We start from the raw sequence: 19,391 nt of genomic DNA on the forward strand, positions 1-19,391 counted from the left end.
CTAACCTTGTGTCACAACAACCGAGACAAACCTGCGACAGATCACCCGAGACACGACAACACGCTTTTCGTCCGAGTTGACACCCCTCCCTGGGTGTGGCTCGCTCACGCGCGACTCGTGACGGGACCCACCCCACCCGAAACGCAACCACCTACGCAACCGGCGGCCGCCCAACCCAACAGGCGTGCCATCAACCCGCCCGCGGCGCTGGCGGGTCTTTGATCAGATTGGCGGGGTCTGGGGCGGAGCCCCAGAAACCAACCGGCACATGACTACGGCACGCAACCACCTACGGACACCCAACAGGAACCCGCCAACGCACCAGGGGGACGACCCACAAAACCCACGCGCCCCAACAAATCAGTACAACGCAGCAGCCAGATTCCGCCGAGCCACAGCCACCCGAGGATCATCGGCGGGGAACAACTCGAACAGCCCCACAAGATGCTGCCGAACCCGATCCCGCTCATCCCCGTACACCCGCCGAACAGTGCCGACAAGCCGAGCAAAAGCCTCTTCAACCTGCTGCAACGCCACCTGAGCATCAGCAGCGGCAAGCTGAGCCTCAACATCGTCAGGTGCAGAATCAGCCTTGGCGATCACCGCAGGGTCGACGCCTTCGGCCCGCTCGGCGAACCGAGCCTGCGCCAGCCCTTCCTTGGCGAGCTCGTTCCCCGGCTCCGATGCCAGGATCTGCGAGTAGTACTCCTGCGCCGCCGCGTAGTCACCGCGCTCGAACGCCTCCTCGGCAGCCACGATCCGAGGATCCTCGACCACTTCCTCCTGGGCAGGAGCGCCTGCCCGAGCCTCCCCGGCCCGGATGCCGGGCAGACGGTCCCGCAGGGCGTCCAGCAACCGCGCGATCCACTGCGAAAGCTCGGCGTCCGCGATCGGTCCCGCGAACGCGTCAATGGGCTGACCAGCAGCAACAGCAACAACAGTCGGCACCGACTGCACCCCGAACGCCTGCCCGATCCGAGGCGCCTGCTCCAGGTCGACCCGCGCCAGGATCCAGGCGCCGCCGGACGACTGGGCGTACCGGGTCAGCGACGCGGCGAGCTGCTGCGACTCGGGTGAGTAGGAGGCCCCCAGCAGCACCACCACGGGCACCTGCAGGGATTGCTCGACCACGGCCTGGAACGAGGCTTCGGTGACGTCCACGATCCACGGCGCGGATCCGTTGTCGCCCGAGCCAGAAGAGGCGGGAGGCGCGGCGGCAGCCTGGCGGGCGGCATCGGCTCGGGCCTTCAGGGCGCCCAGATCGACGGCGCCCGAGAGCGCGGCGGACAGTGCGGCGGTCTTGCGAGGATCAGGCCTTGTCACGTGTTCCATCCTGGCACGGCTAGTTCCCGGACCGGGTCCAGGGCCATCGGGTTGACGCGCATCGCCTCGTTGGCTGAAGCGATGCGTAGAGCGAGCGGTGTCATCAGCTCGATGAACCGCGACGTTCCAGCGGCGCCCAACGCCTCCCACGGCGCGAGAGCAGCGGCATCAGTTGCACGCTCCACTGCGGCGAGGTCGCCGGGCAGGTCCGAAACGGCTTCCCACTCCTCGATGGTCCAACCACGCGCGGTGCGCATGTATGCCGGATCGAGGGAATGTTCACGGGCGTAGAGCGCAAGCGCTTGGCACGGGCCGATGCCGTGCGCTACCAGCGCGGCCACGTGGCCGTCGCCGCGGGCCTCGCGCAGGATCGTGCAGGCGTGCCACAAGGCCAGATGCGCAGCGGTGGGCCACGTGGCCGTCGCCGCGGGCCTCGCGCAGGATCGTGCAGGCGTGCCACAAGGCCAGATGCGCAGCGGTGGGCCACGGCAACGCGCGGTTCGCGGCGGCCAGCGGGCGCCCGGCCACGTCGACCGCCAGCGCCGCGGAACGGGCCAGGTCAGCGGCTTCGGCGATGTCCGGCGTGTCCACGGAACCCAGCATCCGCCGCAGGGCGCCGTCCACGCCTTCCAGCCGCACGCGCAGGTAGTCGGCAGGCGAGGCGACCGCCCACGCGTCGGGCAGAGCGCGCGCGACCATGCGTGGGGCGAAGTTGTAGAAGACAGCCGTCACCAACTCCGGGGACGCCGCGCCGAGAGGTGCCGCGCGCATGCCGAAGTAGCCCATCCAGCCGCCCTTGCAGCCCAGCGCGTCGGTCGCCGCGCGGGATTCGGGCGTGAAGTACGTGACGTCGTGGTAGGGCTCGAACCGCAACCACAGCTGTCTCGCGTCCACGCCCGACACGCTAACCCAGCGAACGCCTGTGCACGGATCCGCTCACCGTGCCGGCGTAGAGCGTTCGGCCATCCGAGGAAACCAGGAGTGTCTCCGCGTCCGGACCGCCGAGCACGGTCCACGAACGGCCGCCGTTGACCGACCGCAGCACGCCCTTGCCCGAGAGCGAGCCCAGGTACAGCACCGCCGGGCCCCGCCGCGATCGCGGACAGCTGCTCGGCGGGCACGGACACCTCGGTGAAAGCAGCCCCGTCGAACGACACGAACACCGAGTTCTGCCCGACGGCGACGACGTGCCGCGGATCGCGCGGGTCCACCAGCACCGAGTTCATCCGGCCCGGCAGCACCTGCTTCAACGTCACCCCAGCGTCCGAAGAGCGGTAGAGCCCGCCGGCGTCCGCGAGCCAGATGCCCGACGGATCGGCCGCGATCGTCCTGATCCCGCGCAGAGGCGCGTGCACCCGCTGCACGAAGGAAAGCCCGCCGTCCACGGACACGTAGAAGGCGTTGATCAGGTAAGCGCCCAGGAACACCCGCGAAGGCAGCACCGGGTCGAACACCAGCGACCGCGTGTTGCCCGGCATCTCGGCGGTCGTCACCCAGGTCCGGCCACCGTCGGGCGACCGCTCCACGAAGATCGTGTCCTGCGATCCGCGATAGCCGTTCCGTCCGCGCAGCACGACCCCGTCCCGCGCGGCCAGCGCCCCGATCCGGTTGCCGATCGCGGGCGGCGCGGTCCCGTCGAAGTCCCACTCCTGCGCGGCGACGGGCAGATCGGTCCGGTACGAGCCCTGCATCGTCCCGGCGATGAGAGACCGCCCCGACTCCACCAGCGACAGCACGTGCGCTCCCGGCACCCCGACGCGCTTGAAGTGCTCGTGATCAGCGGTCGCGTAGACGCCGCCGGACCCGTAGACCCACTGCCAGTCCGGCAGGTCGGGGAAGCTGCCGGTCTCGGTGTAGACGTCGACCTTCGCCACCGCGTCGGTCCGCTTCCACGTGGCGCCCTGGTCCGCGCTGATGAAGTGCCCGTCCAGCGTCTGCACCTGGATCCAGCCGTTGGCCGTGATCCCGCCGTACAAGATCCACGACGACGTCCACGGACCGGAAACCGGACGCCAGGTCGCCCCGCGGTCGGCCGAAAGGTGCACTCCGCCGCTGAACTTCCGCGCCACCACGACGTCGCCGCGCGAGCTGATCTTGTCCGCTGGCACGTCCGAGACGGACCACTTCCCCGCACGCAGCACGTGCACGACCCCACCGGCGGCCACGACGAGATTCGAGCCCACGACCTGCACGTCTTCGGCCGACGGGGGCGAGCCGGGCAGCAACGACCACCCGAGCCCGCCAACGCTTCGGTAGACCCCCTCGGCGGAGGCCGCGTACGAGAACCCGCCTCCGAACGCGACGTCCTGCACCTCGGAAGGCGTCCGCAGGGCGACGGAGAACGACAAGCCACCGTCCACCGACCGCAGCACCGAACCGGCACCGCCGCCGCCCTCGTACCCGGCCACGAGCACGGTGTCCGGCCGCGACGGGTCAGCGGCCAGCGCGGCGCCGCGCATCTCGGGGAACTGCCGCCCCTGCCGCCAGCTGCGACCCCGGTCAGCGGACCGGAACACCTGCCGGCCAGCGCCCGGCAGCACGTAGACGACGTTTCCGGCGAACGCCAGGTACCCGCCCGCACCGTTCGGGCCGATGTTCTCCCACCTGGTGGACGGCCCGGCCTGCGCGGCAGGTGTCACGGCCAGCAACGCGGCCAGCAGGGTGATCACGAATCTCACGAGATGCGCCTCCGCTCTTGGAGAGTCGGCGGCGGAACCCGATCATGGCGTGTCGGCGAGGTGCTCCTCAACCCGCTGCACCTTGGTGCTCAGCTGGTTCGTGTGGCCCGGCCGGATGTCCGCCTTGAGCACGAGCGAGACCCGCGGGGCGCTGGCCTGCACGGCTTCGGTCGCGCGCTTGACCACGTCCATCACCTCGTCCCATTCTCCCTCGATCAAGGTGAACATCGCGTTCGTCTCGTTGGGCAGGCCCGACTCCCGCACGATCCGCACGGCTTCGGCGACGGCCTTGGCGACGCTTCCCGACGAGTCCGATGCGGACGGAGCGACGCTGAACGCGACAAGCACACGTGCCTCCTGATGATCCAAGCCTTGTACTGACTGGTAGCTTCGGTGCCCATGACACCGCTGCCGTTCGATCCGATCGCCCGCGCGGCCGAGCTGTGGGACGACCGGGTGGGTCCGTCCACCTCGATGGCCGCCGTCACGAGCGTCATGCGTGTCCAGCAAATCATCCAGTCCGCCGTGGACGCAGCCCTCAAGCCGCACGGCCTCACGTTCGCCAGGTACGAGGCGCTGGTCCTGCTCTACTTCTCGCGCAAGGGCGCGCTGCCGATGCGGGTCATGGGCGAGCGCCTGCAGCTGCACCCCACGAGCGTCACGAACATCGTCGACCGGCTGGAGAGCGACGGCCTGGTCCGTCGCACCCCGCACCCGACCGACCGCCGCACCACGCTGGTGGAGATCACCGACGCGGGCCTGCAGCGCCGCGAGGCCGCGACCGCCGCGGTCGTCGAGGTCAACCTGGGCCTCAAGGGCCTCACGGACCGGCAGACCGAACAGCTCACCGAGCTGCTCGCCAAGGTGCGCAGGGCGAGCGGCGACTTCGAGGATTAATTCGTTTGGCACGAACGCCCGCCTGTGGCGTCATGTGCCCATGCAGTGGGAACGACCGGACAGGTCGATCATCGCGCTCGTCAGCACCCCCAGCGGCTTCGCGGGACGCACCGGCCCGATCCCGGTCGAGACACCGAACTGGAACCACGTCGAGCCGATCAACACCGCGTTGCAGGAGCTGCTCGGCGTGCCGACCAGCGTGCTGCGCCTCGTCTCGGTCGAAGGCGGCACGGTTCCGTTCGGCGGCGTCGTCACCTACCACGTCGAAGCGCACGGCGAACCGGACCGCACCCACCTCGAACCCGCGGAGGAACCGGAGCCCGACGCCGAGTACCGGATGCCGTGGGCACGCCAGGGCGGACCGTCCGAACTCCTCGACTGGGCCGACACGGTGATCACCCGCACCGGGCCCGCGGCGCAGGTGCGGACGTGGAACCTGTCCAGCGTGCACCGGCTGCCCACCGCGGACGGGCCGGTGTGGCTCAAGGCCAGGCCGCCGTTCTTCGCCGACGAAGGCGCCGTGATCAAGATGGTCGCCGCGCACGATCCGACGCTGGTGCCGGAGGTCCTCGCCACGACGCCGAACCGGGTGCTGCTCAGCCAGGCGGAGGGCGGCAACTGCTGGCACCTGACGCCGGAGATGGTCGAGCGGGTCGTGCCGCGCTGGGTCGCCGTGCAGCACGCGCTCGCCGGCGAACCCCAGCTCACGCCGACGGCCGTGCCGATGCCGTCGTTCGGGCTGCCGGACACCCTCACCCACGGCGACTTCCACGGCGGCAACTGGCGCGGCAGCGGAGTCGTGATCGACTGGTCCGACGCCTGCTGGGCACACCCGGCGCTGGACGCGTGCCGGCTCATGGAGTTCCACGCCGACCTGCGCGACGTGATCAGTCGCGTGTGGAGCGAGGCCTGGCTCGCGCTGCGCCCGGACAGCGACCCGCTCGCGGCGCTCGAGGTCGCCCGCCGGGCCTCGCGCCTGCACAACGCGGTGAAGTACCAGGAGTTCCTGGACAACATCGAGACCTCCGAGCGGATCTACCACGAAGGTGATCCGCAGGGTGAGCTGCGCGCCGTCCGGCAACTGGTGAACCGATGACCGATCGGACGATCATCGCGCTGGTCAGCGCTCCCAGCGGGTTCGCGGGCCGCACCGACCCGCTCCCGATCTCCTCGCCGCGCTGGATGCACGTCGAGCCCGTCAACGACGCCCTGGAAGACCTGCTGGGCGTGCGGACCAGCGTGCTCAGGCTCATCTCCGTCGAGGGCGGTTCGTCGCCGAGCGGCGGCCTGGTGACCTACCACGTCGAGGCGCACGGCGAACCGGACCGGACCCACCTCCACCCGGCAGAGGAACCCGACGCCGATGCTCCGTTCCGCGTGCCGTACGCACGGGTGGGCGGACCGGCCGAGCTCGTCGCGTGGGCCGACGGCCACGTCGAACGCACCGGTCCGGCCGTCCAGGTCCGCACGTGGAACCTCTCCACCGTGCACCGGCTGCCGACCGCGAACGGGCCGGTGTGGCTGAAGGCCGTCCCGCCGTTCTTCGTCGACGAGGGCACGGTGATCGAGATGGTCGCCGCCCACGACCCGGCGCTGGTCCCTGAGCTGATCGCCTCCGCGCCCCACCGAGTCCTGCTGGGCGACGCGCCCGGCGACATCTGCTGGCCGCTGCGGCCAGACCTCGTCGAGCTGATCATTCCGCGCTGGGTGGCCGTGCAGAACGCGCTCGCGGGCGCGCCGCGGATCCGCACCACGCCCGTGTCCATGCCGTCGTTCGGGCTCCCGGACACCCTCACCCACGGCGACTTCCACCCCGGCAACTGGAAGTCCGGCGGCAAGATCATCGACTGGTCCGACGCCGTGTGGGGCCATCCGGCGCTCGACGCGTGCCGTGCGATGGAGATCTGCCCGCCCGAGATCCGCGACCACCTCGCGCAGGTGTGGTGCGAGGCGTGGCTGCGGCACCGGCCGGGCAGCAGGCCGCTCGAAGCCCTGGAGGTGGCCCGGCGCGCGACGCACCTCAACAACGCCGTGAAGTACCAGGAGTTCCTCGACAACATCGAGGAGTCCGAGCGGATCTACCACCGGGGAGATCCCGAGATCGAGCTCAGGGCCGCCCTCGCGCTCGTGGCGGGCTCGTGAGCGGACGGTCGATCATCGCTCTGGTCAGCGCACCCAGCGGGTTCGCCGGCCGGACCCCGGTCATCGCGGTCGACACGCCGGACTGGTACCACGTCGAACCCGTCAACGCCGCACTCGAAGCGCTGCTCGGCGTGCGCACGAGCGTTCTGAGGATGATCGGCGTCGAGGGCGGCGAACGGCCGTGCGGTGGCCTCGTCACCTATCACGTCGAGGCGCACCGTGAACCCGACCGGACCCACCTCGAACCCGCGGAGGAACCGGAGGCCGACGCCCCGTTCCGCGTGCCGTTCGCGCGGCTGGGCGCACTGGACGAGCTCGTCGCGTGGGCCGACGGCCACGTCGAACGCACCGGTCCGGCCGTGCAGGTGCGGACGTGGAACCTCTCGACCGTCCACCGGCTGCCCACCGGGAACGGGCCGGTGTGGCTGAAGGCCGTCCCGTCGTTCTTCGGCGATGAAGGTGCGGTGATCAGGATGGTCGCCGAGCACGACCCGACCCTGGTGCCGCAGGTGATCGCCTCGGCACCGCAGCGGGTGCTGCTGACCGATGCGCCCGGCGACAAGTGCTGGCCCGTCACACCGGAGCACGTCGAGCTGATCCTGCCGCGGTGGGTGGCCGTGCAGAACGCGCTGGCCGGAGCACCGCGGGTCCGCGGAACGGCCGTGCCGATGCCGTCGTTCGGGCTGCCGGACACGCTCACGCACGGCGACTTCCACCCCGGCAACTGGCGCCGCAGCGGCGAGATCATCGACTGGGCCGACGCCGTGTGGGGTCACCCGGCGCTCGACGCGTGCCGGCTGATCGCCTACTGCGGGCCGGAGATCCGCGACCACATCCGGAAGGTGTGGTGCGAAGCGTGGCTCGCACACCGTCCGGACAGCGACCCGCTCATAGCGCTCGACGTCGGCCGCCGTGCGTCACATCTGCACAACGCGGTGAAGTACCAGCACTTCCTGGACAACGTCGAGCAGTCGGAGCGGATCTACCACGAGGGCGACGCGCAGGCCGAGCTCAGAGCTGTTCTGGCGCTGCTTCGGTAGCGATCTCGTCGAGACGGCCGGTCTTCGCGGCCCACCGTTCGAAGATCACCGTGCCGAACGGCGGGATGCTGGAGAGCAGGCCGAGGACGAGCGTGCGGCCGTCCCACTTCAGCGGCTCCTTCGCCATCAGCGTCACGAGCACGAAGCCGACGAAGATGACGCCGTGGATCGGGCCGAAGATCTTGACGCCGATCTCGTTCTGCACGACGACGTACTTGAAGAACATCCCGAGCAGCAGGCCCGCCCAGGAGATCGCCTCGGCGAGGGCGAAGATGCGGAACCGTCCGGCCACGGTGGAGAACGTCATGACTCCCCATCATGAACCGTGACGGGGAGCACACGGCCACCGCCCGGGGGTTCGGCGGATGACCGACTTGTGGACGAACCCTCCGCCGCGCGGCAGCGCGGCCATCCAACACAGTCCTATTCCTCCCATTTGAAGACTCGGGAGGCGAGGAAACCGACCACCAGAGCGAATCCGGCCAGCACCGCCGCCGGCACCGCCAGCGCCTCGACCCCCTTGCCCCGCACCAGGACGTCGAGCATGCCGTCGTTCATGTGCCGCAACGGGAACGCCTTCGACACGGCCTGCAGCCACGCGGGTGCCTGCTCGACCGGGAAGAACGTGCCGGACAGGAACGCCATCGGCAGCACGACGATGTTCGCCGCCGCCGACGCCGCTTCCTCCGTCTTGGCGAACGCCCCGACCAGCATGCCGAGCGCGAAGAACGAGATGGTTCCGAGCAGCAGCAACGGAATCGCGAGCCACCACGACCCGGACAGCTTGAGCCCGAACACCGGCAGCATCGCGATGCCGACGAAGATCCCGCCCTGCACCAGTGCGACACCCGTGCTGACCAGCAACCGCGACGACAGCACGGAGGTCGCCGACACGGGCGCGAGCCGGATCCGCCGCAGGACCTGCTTGCGCCGCCACGACACCAGCGTCAGCGCGGACCCGAACACCGCGGACACCGCCACACCCCACGACAGGATGCCCGGCGTCAGGAACTGGATCGGTTTGAGGGAGGCGTCCTCGACCTTCTCCGCGGAGAACGTGAACCGCGGTGGCTGGCCGGTCGCCGCGACGTTCGCCTTGTCCACGAACCCGTTCACGATCCCGAGCACCGTCGCGGACTTGACCTGGTCGCTCTGCGCGAACCGGACTTCGAGCTGCTGACCGCGCACGATCAGCGCCGCGGGCAGGTCGCCATCCTTCACCTTCTGCACGGCCGCGTCGACGTCGTCGTACTGCTCCAGCTCCAGCACACCGCTGTCCCGCAGAGCGCTGACGACCTGGCCGTCGCCGACCACCGCGATCCTGGTCTTGTCGGCGCCGACGTCGCGCAGGATCAGACCGAAGATCACCAGGAACATCAGCGGGAACAGGAAGGTGAAGAACAGCGTCACCTTGTCCCGGACGAACCCCTTGAGCATCGCCAGCGAGAGCGTCCTGAACGCGGTCATGCGCGGTACTCCCGTCCGGTCAGGTTGAGGAAGACGTCCTCGAGGGTGGCCGTGCGGACCTGCAGGCCGTCCAGCGCACCGCGTTCGGCCAGCGCGGACAGCACGGGAGCCGGTTGACGGGTGGAGATCGTGAGCGTCACCTCGTTCTCGTGCGCTTCCTCGACACCGTCCAGCGCGGACGCGTCCACAACGGACAGAACGCCCTTCTGCACCATCACGTGGGTCGGCGCGTCGAGGCCGCGCACCAGCACCGCGGGCGGGTCGAGCGCGAGGATCCTGCCCTCGTCCATGATGGCCACGCGGTCGCAGAGGATCTCGGCCTCGTCGAGGTAGTGCGTGGTGTAGACGATGGTCTTGCCGCGTTCCCTGATCGCGCGCAGCACGTCCCAGAGGTTGCGGCGCGCCTGCGGGTCGAGCGCGGCGGTCGGTTCGTCGAGGAACACGACGTCCGGGTCGTGCACCAGGGCGCACGCGATCGAGAGCCGCTGGCGCTGGCCGCCGGAGAGCTTGTTCTCCTGCTCGTTCGCCTTGTCCGCGAGGCCGACGAGCTCGAGCATGTCCGCGGCCGTGCCGGGGCTCACGCCGTAGAGCGAGCCGAACGTCTGCAGCTGCTCCTTCGCGGTCAGCTTCTCGAAGAACGACGACGCCTGCAGCTGCACACCGATGCGCGGCAACAGCTTCACGTTGCGCGGCCACGGACTCTCGCCCAGCAGCCGCACCTCGCCGCTGTCCGGCTCGCGCAGCCCCTCGATGATCTCCAGCGTGGTGGTCTTGCCGGCACCGTTGGGCCCCAGGATGCCGAAGAACTCGCCCTCCGCCACGGTGAACGAGACACCGTCGACCGCCTTCAGCTCGCCGTAGCTCTTGCGGATGTCCCGCACCACGACCGCCGGACGTTCCTCTGTCATAGGCGCGACGTTAGGTCAGCGCGGACCGGTCCACGTGGTGAAACGACGAAAGTCGGCGCGAAGTCGAGACGTTCGGCTCAGCACCCCACGACCAGCAGCGGACATTCCGTGTAGACGTCGTTGAGTCGCCGCAGCGCCGCGGCGAACTGCTCGAACCTGGCGCGCGGTGCGGCGGCGCGGACGTCGCTGATCACCTGCCAGAGGTACTGGTGCTCGGTGATCTCCACGATCGGCGGCGACGGTTCCTCACCTACGTCGGAGGCGAACGCGAGGGCGACCGTCGCGGCGCGCAGGCAGGCCGTCGCGAGTGTCACGCAGTCCTCGACCAGTGTGCGGTCGTCCTGGGCGCGCACCACGCCGGACACCGCGAACCGCACCGCCTGCATCAGCACGAGGTACAGGCGGTGACCTGCCTGCTTGCGTTCGTGCGGCAGGTACTCGGTGCCGGGACCGGCGGTCACGACGGTCATGCCGACCTGCGGGCGGCGCAGCACGTGGTCGAAGAGCGCGGTCGGCGCCCAGAGCATCGTGCGCCAGGCGTCCTCGCTGATCGAGGTACCCATCCTGGCCGCGTTCTCGAGCACGTCGAGGTAGGCGATCAGGATGCTGGACAGGAACACCCCGCCGCGGTCGCCGCCGACCCGCACGACGCCGAAGCGCTCGTCGTGACGCGCGTCACCACCGTCGAAGCCGGGCTTCCACTCGATCACGTCGCTGCTCGCGAGCACCACGCGGGCGAGCCGCTGGTGCACCGGCGACGCCGAGAGCACCGTGTCGTCCAACCCCATCTGGACGAACATGGACGCAGCGTGCTGCAACGACTCACGTCTGTGCGGCACGAGGTCGGGGTGCAGCAGCCGGAAAGGTTCCACGTGTCCCCCTCCCCTCCGTTGGTTGTACCCACAATGAACGGCAGGGAGCGTGAAGTCATCCGGATGAACCGCAGCGTTACGTCTCAGTTGGAACGTGTCAGTTCTGCTGGGCCCACGCGACGAGCTGGGCGCGAGTCGAAAGATTCAACGCCGTTTTCACGTTGTGCACGTGGGATTCCACGGTCCGGTGCGAGATCCCCAGCTTCGCGGCGACCTGGACGTTGGTCATGCCCTGCGCCACCAGCTCGACGACCATCCGCTGCCGGTCGCTCAGCACCGCGGGGCGCACGATCTCCTTGTCCAGCGCGGTTTCCACCGCATGACGAACATCCATCGCCCGCCCCGCGCTCACCGCCCGCGTGAAAGCCGCACGGGACAAGGCTTCCCGCGCGACGTCCAGCGCGGCGTCCACCTTCCGCCGCCACCACGGCTGCGCCGACACGACCCACGTCGTGCGCATCTGTTCGCACGCCACCAGCAACCGCACGCCGAGCTCGTGCCGTCCGGACAGGACGGCGACCACCGCGCGGCCTTCGACCGACTCCAGCGCCGCTCGTGGCACGTGCGCCGACATCCGCACACCGTCGGCGAACCGCGCGCCCGCGGCGGCCAGATCACCCTGTTCCAGGGCGATGCAGCCCCACGTGTGCACGGCGATGGCAACGATGTCCGCCCGCGCGTGCGCCTTCAGCACCGGCAGCGAGTCCTCGATCAGCGCGCCCGCCTCGTCGACCGAGCCGGTGTTGAGCAGGCACCAGCCGAGGTTCTGCCGCGACACGGCCACGCTCACCTCGTTGCCGTTCCGCACGCCGTACTCGATCGACTGGCGCAGCGCCCATGCGGTGTTCGGCACATCGGCCATGCCGTCGTAAGCGCCCGCCAACGTGCGGTAGAGGCGGCACATGATCTCCTGCTGCCCACCGGCCTGCGCGGTCTCGACCGCCTCCGACGCGAACTTCACCGCCTCGTCGTGCCGGCCCTCGTGTCCCGCCAGCAGCGACGCGTACTCCAGCGCGAGGATCCGGTAGCGCGCGTCGGCGGGCGTCTGGTCCAGCACCTGCATCAGCACCGCGCCCGCCTCGGCGAAGTAACCGCGGTCGAAGCACACCCGCAGCACCATCGTGGCGAGCATCAGGCGTCGTTCGTCGTGCGGCGCCACCAGATGGGCGAACGCGTACACCGCGTTGTCGTACTCCTGGTGCAGCGCCTTCACCTGCTCCGGCGCCAGAATCGACGACGCGACACCGGGTTCCCCCAGCCCGCAGAGCCACTCCACGATCCGTTCGGCCGTCACGCCCCACTCGTCGTGCTCTCGCAGGCGTTCCTCCGCGTAGAGGCGCACCGACTCGAGCATCCGGAAGCGGCCGTCGTTCTCCCGCACCACCAACGACTTCGCCTGCAACGCCGTGAGCAGGCCGATCACCGGCCCGCCCTGCACGACCCCGGCGATGTCGAGGCCGAACCCGCCCGGCAGCAGCGCGAGCCGGCGGAAGAGCTCCTTCTCGTACTTGGTCAGCAGGTCGTGGCTCCACGCGACGGCCGCGCGCAGGCTGCGGTGCCGCGTCTGGTCACCGGCGTCGCTGAGCAGATCCAGCCGCTGGTCGAGGCGGTCCCCGAGCTCCGACAACGGCACCGATCGGGAGACCTCCGCTGCCAGTTCCACCGCGAGCGGCAGCCCGTCCAGCCGCGCGCAGACGGCCGCGATCGCGTCCTGGTCACCCTGCACCCCTGCGCGTTCGACGAAGAGCCGGACGGCGTCGGAGTCCATGCCGTGCACCGGGTAGACGGCCTCACCGACGGCCCGCAACGCCTCCCGGCTGGTCGCCAGCACCTGCACGTTCGGACAGCGCGACAACAGCGCGTCGACGACGTCACAGCACTCCTCGACGAGGTGCTCGCAGTTGTCGACGAGCAGCAGGATCCTGCGGTTGCCCAGCTCCGCGAGCAACGTCGTCCGCAGCGCGACACCCGCGTGCTGGTACACCCCGACGGCTTCCGCGAACGCCTGCACCACCTGGTCAGGACGGCTCAGCCGGCCCAGCTCGACCGAGCGGACCTCGATCTTCCTGGTCCGCCTGGCGAGCTCGACCGCGAGCCGCGTCTTGCCCACCCCGGCCGGCCCGACGAGCGTGAGCAGCCTGTGCTCGCGCAGCAACGAGAGCAGCTCGGCCAGCTCTGTTTCCCTGCCGACGAACGCGTCGTCGTAACGGGGCAGCTCGGCGACCACAGTGGACGTACCGGCGGAGCGCTGACGGTAGGCACGCTGACGGCACGCGTTCGAGCAGTACCGCGCCCGCGACGGCAGGGGCGCGAATTCCGTGCCACAGCTCGCGCAGGTGCCCATCAGACGAGCCTACGACCGTTTCGGCGTCTCAATTGGAAAGTGTGTGGAGGTCGACCTCGAGCGTGGTCCCCGAGCGCAGCTCCGCCAGCTCGATCCGATCTTTGTTCCGGCTGAGCCACCCGCTCCTGATCCGCTCCACCACCTGTGTCTTCCCGGTGTCCGCGGCCTCCGCCTTGATCACGATGTCCTTGCCGTTCTCCAGGTGGACCACAGCACGCCGGAACCGGGGCGCGTGCGGCACGAACTCCCCCGTGCCCGGCACCGCGGGATACATCCCGAGCACGCTGAACACGTACCAGGCCGACATCGTGCCGAGGTCGTCGTTGCCCGTGACACCACCGGGTCCGTTGACGAACAACGTCTGCGCTGCCCGCACCACCACCGAGGTCTTCTCGGGCTTGCCGATCAACGCGTACATCCACGGCACGTGCAGGTCGGGTTCGTTGTTCGGGTTGTACCGGAACTGGTTGTAGTAGTCGTACGGCCCGACAACCCACTTCTCCCGCACGGTCCGCTTCGGGTCGACGAGCAGATCGGCGTAGGCGAAGAAGTCGTCGAGCCGCGCCTCTGCCGCCGCCTTGCCACCGAGCGCCGTGATCAGCCCGCTGACGTCGTGCTGGGCAAGCCACTGGTACTGCCAGGCCGTGCCTTCGTGGAACCCCTCCGGCCCCTGGGGGTTGAACGGGCTGAGCCACGCCCCGCTCTGCAGCTTGGGCCGCGGAAACCCGGTGAACCCGCGGTCGGTGACGCTGTGGTCCCAGAGGTTGCGGTGGTTGAGCCCTCGCTTGCGAAGCCGTTCCGCGTCTTCCTTGTGCCCCAGCTCCTCGGCCATGATCGCCAGCGTCGCGTCGGCCAGTGCGTACTCCAGCGTCGCCGACGCTCCGTGGTGCGGGTCGGTGTCCTGTCCCTTCTTGGGAAAACGCTTGTCGTACTGGACGAAACCCTTGGCCAGGTAGTTCGGGTTGCCCGACCGTCCCTGGAACCGCGAGCTCTCCGGCGGAATCCCGTCGACGTTCTGCACCAGCGCCCGGTACGCCTGTTCCTCCAAGCCCTTGAGGTGCCCGAAGCGCCACAGGTCCACCAGGAACGGCGTGACCGGATCACCGGTCATGCAGTTGGTCTCCTGGTTCGCGAACGCCCAGCGCGGCAGCCACCCGCCCTGCTCGTGAATCGCGAGGACACTCCTGGCGATGTCCTTCGACCGCTGGGTGCGGATCAACGACAGCAACTGGTTGTGCGCCCGGTAGGTGTCCCAGAGCGAGAAGTACTCGTAGTACGTCCAGCCGTCGGTGTGGTGGATCTGGTTGTCGAAGCCGCGATACCGGCCGTCGACGTCGCTGCCCGTCAACGGCTGCAGCAGCACGTGGTAGAGCGCGGTGTAGAAAACCGCGCGCTCGTCCCAGTCCTCCGTCTCGATCTCGATGCAGCAGAGCTCCTGGCGCCAGGCGTCCTGGGCCTCGTTGCGGAGTTCGTCGAACGACTTGCCCGCGATTTCGGTCTCCAGGTTGGTGGTCGCGCCTTGTCCGTCCACTTGGGACAGTGCCGTGGCCGCGGTGACCGGTCCCGGCTCGAACGTGACCCACGCGCCCCGTAGCCCGGCACCGCCGGCGGATTCCCGTTGCCCCGGCTTGGCTCCGCTCGGCGACCACGTGCCGAACTCCGCGAAGGGGCGGTCGAACCTGGTGGTGAAGCAGGTGACGTACGGTCGGCCACCGCAGAACGCCTGCGTCTCCACGGTTCCGGTGATCGTGCGGTCGTCGACGACCCTGATGCTGCTCGCCGACACCGGTTCCTTGTCGTTGGCCTGGCCGACGTTGACGAGCAGCGTGCCCTTGGCACCACTGGGAAACGTGTAGCGCTCGACCCCCGCGCGCGTGGTCGCGGTGCACTCGACCGTGATGTCGCGATCGAGCTTGACCTTGTAGTAACCGGGCTTGCCGATCTCACCGTCGTGCGTGTACCTGGCGCCGTACCGCTTGTGGTCGAAACTGCCGGGGAGCTGCGTGACCGGGAGGATCGGGACCAGGCCGCCCTGCTCCCAGCACCCGGCGCCGGACAGGAAGAAGTGGCCGAAGCCGCGGATCACCTGGTCGTCGTAGCGGTAGCCGGCGTAGTGCGAGCCAACCGGGCTGGAATGGGCCTTGCCGAACGGCATGGACGCTCCGGGGAACGTGTTGCCCTCGTCCTTTGTGCCGATGAACGTGTTGACCGACTCAATGGGATCCAGTGCGTCCACGGGTTTCACCTAATCAGGTTCTCCCCCAGTCGGCCAGAAGAGCGGCCGCTTCGCGGGTGTACGGATGGTCTTCGTCCTGGACCGCGCGCATTTCGGCGAGCACCGCCGTCAGCTCCGCGACCGCACCCTCGGTGTCGCCGCCGCGATGACGCAGTTCGGCGCGCTGGCGGCGCAGGCGCAGCGCGCGCGGGTGCGTGGCGCCCAGCACCTCGCCGAGCACGTGCTCCAGTTCGTCGAGCTCGGCGATGCCACCGGCGGGGTCCTCGCCGACGCCCAGCCAGTAGGCCCGCGCGACACGGGCGATCAGCGTCGTCGGGTTGCGCGGGCCGACCGCCGTCGCGCTGTCCTCCGCGACGACGGAGAACTCCTCGACCGCCTCCGGCAGCTGGCCGGCGAGGCCGCGCCAGTACGCGAGGTTGTGCCGGGCGATCAGGGTCTCGTTGTGCAGCCGGCCGAGCACCACCTCCATGTCCGCGGTCGCGGCCAGATAAGCCTCCACGGCCGCTTCCGGGGCGTCGGTCTCACCGAGCCACCTGGCCAGCTCGCTCCTGGTGATCAGCGTCTGGGGGTGCAGGGCGCCGAACCGGGCAACCAGCTCCTCGGCGAGCGCGGCGTACTCGTCGCGCGCGGACACCGGGTCGCCCGCCATGCCGCGGTACAACGCCATGTGGCGGCGGATGTAGAGGGTCGTCTGGTGGTACGGGCCGAGCGTGGCCTTGGCGTCGTCGTACAGGGCGGTCATGTCGTCGAGCGCGGTGGTCGCCGAGCCGAGCTCGAACCGCTGCCGCGCCTCGTGCATCCGCGCCAGCAGCACGTCCGGGTCGGTCGGAGCGAGCACGGGCTCGGCGTCGCTCCGGATCGCGCTCAGCGCCGCCAGTGCCGTGGTCCGGTCACCGAGCTCGCCGGTCGCGCACGCCGACGACACCCGCAGGAAGACCACATCGGGATGCGCCGGCCCGAGCCGCGACCGGGCTGTGCGCAGCAGGTCCTCCGCGGTGTCGCGGGCCGCGGCCATGCGGCCGACGTGGTCCAGGTGCTCGACGGCGCGGCGCAGCACCGGGTGCATCCGGCCCTGCCACAGGTGCTCGCCCGCGACCCGCCGCAGTGCCTCGATGCTGGTGTGGACGGCCTCGATGTCGTGCGCGTTCTCCGCGGCCGTCCACGACTCGTCCAGCGCGTCGGCGGCGGCCTGCACCGCCTCCGGCACCGTCGCGGCGGCCATCGCCTCGCGGATGGCCCGTTGCACCAACGCGTGCATCGCGACCACCTGCGCCTCGTGGTCGACCAGCCCGAGCCGGTGCAGGGCTCGCAACGCCATGAGCGCGTCGAGCCGCGTACCACCGATCCAGCGGCAGGCCGCGGTGGTCAGCAGGACCGCCTCCGGCACATGGCCGGGAGCGAGCAGTGAGACGAGCTCGAGCATGCGCGGCACGGTGCCGGGCTTCGCCAGGGCCTCGGCGCGCCGCGCGGCCAGCTGCCAGGTCGTGGCGACCGTGCGGTCGTAGCCGTCCGCGGGTGACGACGCCGGGAACAGGTCCGCCAGCCGCTCTCGCTCACCCTCGACGAGCTCGCGGTAGGCGGTCACCTCCATGCCCGTGTCGATGACGAACGCGGCCGCCTGCCCCAGTGCGAGCGGGAAGTGCCCCAGTGCCCGCGCGAGGCCGGCCAGCTCGGCGTCGTCCCGCGTCGCCGAACCCAGCCGGCTGCGCAGGTAGCCCACCGACTCGGCCGGTCCGAACACGCCGACCTCGACGACCGCGACCCCCTCGCGGATCAGGCGGGCGTCGCGGCGACGTGTCGTGATCACGCACCGGCCCCGCTCGCCCAGCGGCCACAGCCCTTCCAGGTCGGCGGGGTCGTCGACGTCGTCGAGCACGACGAGCCACGGCCGGTCCGCCGACCGCAGCCACGCGACCAGCAGGTCGGCCTGGGTGTCCTCGTCGTAGCCGTACCCGTGGCCGCCTGTCTGGTGACCTGGCCGGTCCTCACCGGCGATGACCCGCCAGGCGCGGGCGTAGGTGCTGACGACGGACTGCCGTGACGACGCGGGCACCCAGACGAACACGCCGCCGCGGGACCGGGCGCGGTGGAACGCGGCGGCCGCGAGCTGCGACTTGCCCATGCCACCGGGACCGGTCAGCAGCACGTGGGCGTCGCCGCCGGTCAACGCGGCGTCGATCGCATCGGCGAGCTCAGGCCGTTCGCGCATGGCCACGGCATCCGTGGGCGGACGGCCGACGACCAGTTCGGCGCCCGGCTCGTCCTGTTCGGCAACGGGTGTCACGCGGTGCTGTTGCGCGGCCAGCCACATCTGTCGCCACTGCTCCACCGTCGGGCCCTGAGCACTCCCCGTGGCAGCGGCGATCGTCCGCACCAGTGCGAAGACGGGCTCGAACTGACGAGGCACGGACCGGCCGTGCAGCCACTCGCCGAGCCGGCGGGCGTTGATGCCGACCTTGCGCCCCGACGGCAGCGCGGTGGCGCTCGCGCGGCGGGCCAGCAGCTCGTCGGACACGTCCGGCACGGTGCCGCGCAACCGGCGCAGCGCTTCGGCGAACGTGGCACGAGGATCGGCCGGGGCGTGGTCGTCCATGCCGATCACAGTATTTCACCGGTGGAGTCCACGGAGGAGATCCGGACCGGGCCGGTCCGGGGATTCGATCAGCCGAGGTCAGACCCCGTACCGGGCGGACCGGGGACCGCCTGCCTCCAGCGGAAAGTGTTCTCTCGCCTCATGAAACGCGCGATCGTGTCGCTCAGCCTGCTGATCGGGGTGCTGCTCGGGACGGCGGGTCTGATGCTCTCCCTCTACCTGGGCGCCCGCGACGAGGCCGGCGCCAACCAGCTGCGGGTCGACGACCTGACCGAGACCGTCGAGGAGAACAAGCGGGAACGAGCCAACTACCAGCGCGAGAACACCGAGGTCACCGGCCGCATCGCCGAGCTGGAGCAGAGCAGTGAGAAGCAGCTGCCCTGCGCCATCGCCGCCAAGGAGCTGATCCTCGCGGCGCGGGACAAGTCCGACGACGAAACCTTGCGCGCACTCGTGGAAATGGAGTCCAAGTGCTGATGGAAGAGCCCTCGGCTGCCGCGCCGAAGCGCACCCTGCCCGTGGTCCTGGCCTGCGTTGCCACCGTCTGCCTGCTGGTCACCGTGGTGCTCGTGGTCATGCACGCCAACGCGCGTTCCCAGCGCGACCAGTCGGCGCGCAGGATCGTGGAGCTGGAGAAGCAGGTGACCGAGTCCGGCCAGGAGGAGATCGCGGCGAACGAGGAGCTGAAGCGCAACAAGCTGAAGGAAGAGGCGCAGAAGGCGCGCACCGCCCTGGTGGCCTCCTGCTCGGACAACACGAAGATGTACAACACCATGGCGAAGGACGCGCCGGGCCGCGACCGGGTGTTCAAGATCATGTACGACTCGTGCCTGAGCCTGTGACGCGGGCAGGAAGACCGGGCCTGAGCGCCGCCGCCGCCACGTCACGACG

General features: G+C 70.0%; 17 protein-coding genes. 6 read left to right on the forward strand and 11 right to left on the reverse strand.

Annotation, left to right across the window (positions count from 1 at the left end):
• Positions 1-360 precede the first annotated feature (360 nt).
• The 4 genes from IEZ09_RS25715 to IEZ09_RS25725 form a co-directional block, all read right to left on the reverse strand.
• The gene (locus IEZ09_RS25715) at positions 361-1,323 is read right to left on the reverse strand and encodes a tetratricopeptide repeat protein (RefSeq protein ID WP_189256326.1); all 963 of its coding nucleotides are present in this window, start codon (positions 1,321-1,323) and stop codon (positions 361-363) included.
• On the reverse strand, positions 1,320-1,664 hold the full coding sequence (locus IEZ09_RS46765; protein WP_229812960.1) for a helix-turn-helix domain-containing protein: 345 nt from the start codon (positions 1,662-1,664) through the stop codon (positions 1,320-1,322). The genes IEZ09_RS25715 and IEZ09_RS46765 overlap by 4 nt, the downstream gene beginning before the upstream one ends.
• Positions 1,603-2,226, reverse strand: a complete 624-nt coding sequence (locus tag IEZ09_RS46770; protein ID WP_440590328.1) for an SCO6745 family protein — start codon at positions 2,224-2,226, stop codon at positions 1,603-1,605. The genes IEZ09_RS46765 and IEZ09_RS46770 overlap by 62 nt, the downstream gene beginning before the upstream one ends.
• Positions 2,227-4,043: 1,817 nt before the next feature.
• Positions 4,044-4,349 (reverse strand): MTH1187 family thiamine-binding protein, encoded by a 306-nt coding sequence (locus IEZ09_RS25725; protein ID WP_189256327.1) that lies wholly within the window; start codon positions 4,347-4,349, stop codon positions 4,044-4,046.
• Positions 4,350-4,400: 51 nt separating this feature from the next.
• Here IEZ09_RS25725 and IEZ09_RS25730 point away from each other — a divergent pair, with 51 nt between their 5' ends.
• From IEZ09_RS25730 to IEZ09_RS25745, 4 genes are read left to right on the forward strand one after another with little or no spacing between them, the layout of a single operon-like run.
• Complete coding sequence (locus IEZ09_RS25730; RefSeq protein ID WP_109634492.1) at positions 4,401-4,898, forward strand: MarR family winged helix-turn-helix transcriptional regulator; 498 nt, start codon at positions 4,401-4,403, stop codon at positions 4,896-4,898.
• Positions 4,899-4,938: 40 nt separating this feature from the next.
• Positions 4,939-5,994, forward strand: coding sequence for a phosphotransferase (locus tag IEZ09_RS25735; RefSeq protein ID WP_189256328.1), 1,056 nt, complete (start codon positions 4,939-4,941; stop codon positions 5,992-5,994).
• A complete protein-coding gene (locus IEZ09_RS25740; RefSeq protein WP_189256329.1) occupies positions 5,991-7,040 on the forward strand; it encodes a phosphotransferase in 1,050 nt (349 codons plus the stop codon). Before IEZ09_RS25735 ends, IEZ09_RS25740 begins: the two co-directional genes overlap by 4 nt.
• The gene (locus IEZ09_RS25745; protein ID WP_189256330.1) at positions 7,037-8,080 is read left to right on the forward strand and encodes a phosphotransferase; all 1,044 of its coding nucleotides are present in this window, start codon (positions 7,037-7,039) and stop codon (positions 8,078-8,080) included. The genes IEZ09_RS25740 and IEZ09_RS25745 overlap by 4 nt, the downstream gene beginning before the upstream one ends.
• On the opposite strand, the gene IEZ09_RS25750 is transcribed toward IEZ09_RS25745, so the two are convergent.
• From IEZ09_RS25750 to IEZ09_RS25780, 7 genes are all read right to left on the reverse strand, one after another.
• Positions 8,052-8,387: a DUF3817 domain-containing protein gene (locus tag IEZ09_RS25750; protein ID WP_189256331.1), complete on the reverse strand. Its 336-nt coding sequence runs from the start codon at positions 8,385-8,387 to the stop codon at positions 8,052-8,054. The genes IEZ09_RS25745 and IEZ09_RS25750 overlap by 29 nt on opposite strands.
• 116 nt (positions 8,388-8,503) lie before the next feature.
• Positions 8,504-9,547 (reverse strand): ABC transporter permease, encoded by a 1,044-nt coding sequence (locus IEZ09_RS25755; RefSeq protein ID WP_189256332.1) that lies wholly within the window; start codon positions 9,545-9,547, stop codon positions 8,504-8,506.
• Positions 9,544-10,455: an ABC transporter ATP-binding protein gene (locus IEZ09_RS25760; protein WP_189256333.1), complete on the reverse strand. Its 912-nt coding sequence runs from the start codon at positions 10,453-10,455 to the stop codon at positions 9,544-9,546. Before IEZ09_RS25760 ends, IEZ09_RS25755 begins: the two co-directional genes overlap by 4 nt.
• Positions 10,456-10,532: 77 nt before the next feature.
• On the reverse strand, positions 10,533-11,327 hold the full coding sequence (locus tag IEZ09_RS25765) for a 3-methyl-L-tyrosine peroxygenase-related protein (protein WP_189256334.1): 795 nt from the start codon (positions 11,325-11,327) through the stop codon (positions 10,533-10,535).
• 97 nt (positions 11,328-11,424) lie between these two features.
• Positions 11,425-13,671 carry a helix-turn-helix transcriptional regulator gene (locus IEZ09_RS25770; RefSeq protein WP_189256335.1) on the reverse strand — a complete coding sequence of 749 codons (2,247 nt, stop codon included), beginning with the start codon at positions 13,669-13,671 and terminating at the stop codon, positions 11,425-11,427.
• Between the two features lie 28 nt (positions 13,672-13,699).
• A complete protein-coding gene (locus IEZ09_RS25775) occupies positions 13,700-15,907 on the reverse strand; it encodes a GH92 family glycosyl hydrolase (RefSeq protein WP_308202426.1) in 2,208 nt (735 codons plus the stop codon).
• Between the two features lie 13 nt (positions 15,908-15,920).
• Positions 15,921-18,500 carry an NB-ARC domain-containing protein gene (locus IEZ09_RS25780; protein WP_189256337.1) on the reverse strand — a complete coding sequence of 860 codons (2,580 nt, stop codon included), beginning with the start codon at positions 18,498-18,500 and terminating at the stop codon, positions 15,921-15,923.
• 141 nt (positions 18,501-18,641) lie between these two features.
• On the opposite strand from IEZ09_RS25780, the gene IEZ09_RS25785 reads away from it, so the two are divergent.
• Positions 18,642-18,977, forward strand: a complete 336-nt coding sequence (locus IEZ09_RS25785) for a hypothetical protein (protein WP_189256338.1) — start codon at positions 18,642-18,644, stop codon at positions 18,975-18,977.
• Positions 18,971-19,342 (forward strand): hypothetical protein, encoded by a 372-nt coding sequence (locus IEZ09_RS25790; RefSeq protein WP_189256339.1) that lies wholly within the window; start codon positions 18,971-18,973, stop codon positions 19,340-19,342. Before IEZ09_RS25785 ends, IEZ09_RS25790 begins: the two co-directional genes overlap by 7 nt.
• Positions 19,343-19,391 lie beyond the last annotated feature (49 nt).

The organism is Lentzea flava (assembly GCF_014648475.1).
Classification (GTDB): Bacteria; Actinomycetota; Actinomycetes; order Mycobacteriales; family Pseudonocardiaceae; genus Lentzea; species Lentzea flava.

Excerpts from the sequence above, each read along its gene's own strand:
- IEZ09_RS25730 (WP_109634492.1), top strand. The coding sequence starts at position 4,401 with ATGACACCGCTGCCGTTCGATCCGATCGCCCGCGCGGCCGAGCTGTGG.
- IEZ09_RS25735 (WP_189256328.1), top strand. The coding sequence starts at position 4,939 with ATGCAGTGGGAACGACCGGACAGGTCGATCATCGCGCTCGTCAGCACC.
- IEZ09_RS25740 (WP_189256329.1), top strand. The coding sequence starts at position 5,991 with ATGACCGATCGGACGATCATCGCGCTGGTCAGCGCTCCCAGCGGGTTC.
- IEZ09_RS25750 (WP_189256331.1), bottom strand. The coding sequence starts at position 8,387 with ATGACGTTCTCCACCGTGGCCGGACGGTTCCGCATCTTCGCCCTCGCC.
- IEZ09_RS25755 (WP_189256332.1), bottom strand. The coding sequence starts at position 9,547 with ATGACCGCGTTCAGGACGCTCTCGCTGGCGATGCTCAAGGGGTTCGTC.
- IEZ09_RS25760 (WP_189256333.1), bottom strand. The coding sequence starts at position 10,455 with ATGACAGAGGAACGTCCGGCGGTCGTGGTGCGGGACATCCGCAAGAGC.
- IEZ09_RS25770 (WP_189256335.1), bottom strand. The coding sequence starts at position 13,671 with ATGGGCACCTGCGCGAGCTGTGGCACGGAATTCGCGCCCCTGCCGTCG.
- IEZ09_RS25780 (WP_189256337.1), bottom strand. The coding sequence starts at position 18,500 with ATGGACGACCACGCCCCGGCCGATCCTCGTGCCACGTTCGCCGAAGCG.
- IEZ09_RS25785 (WP_189256338.1), top strand. The coding sequence starts at position 18,642 with ATGAAACGCGCGATCGTGTCGCTCAGCCTGCTGATCGGGGTGCTGCTC.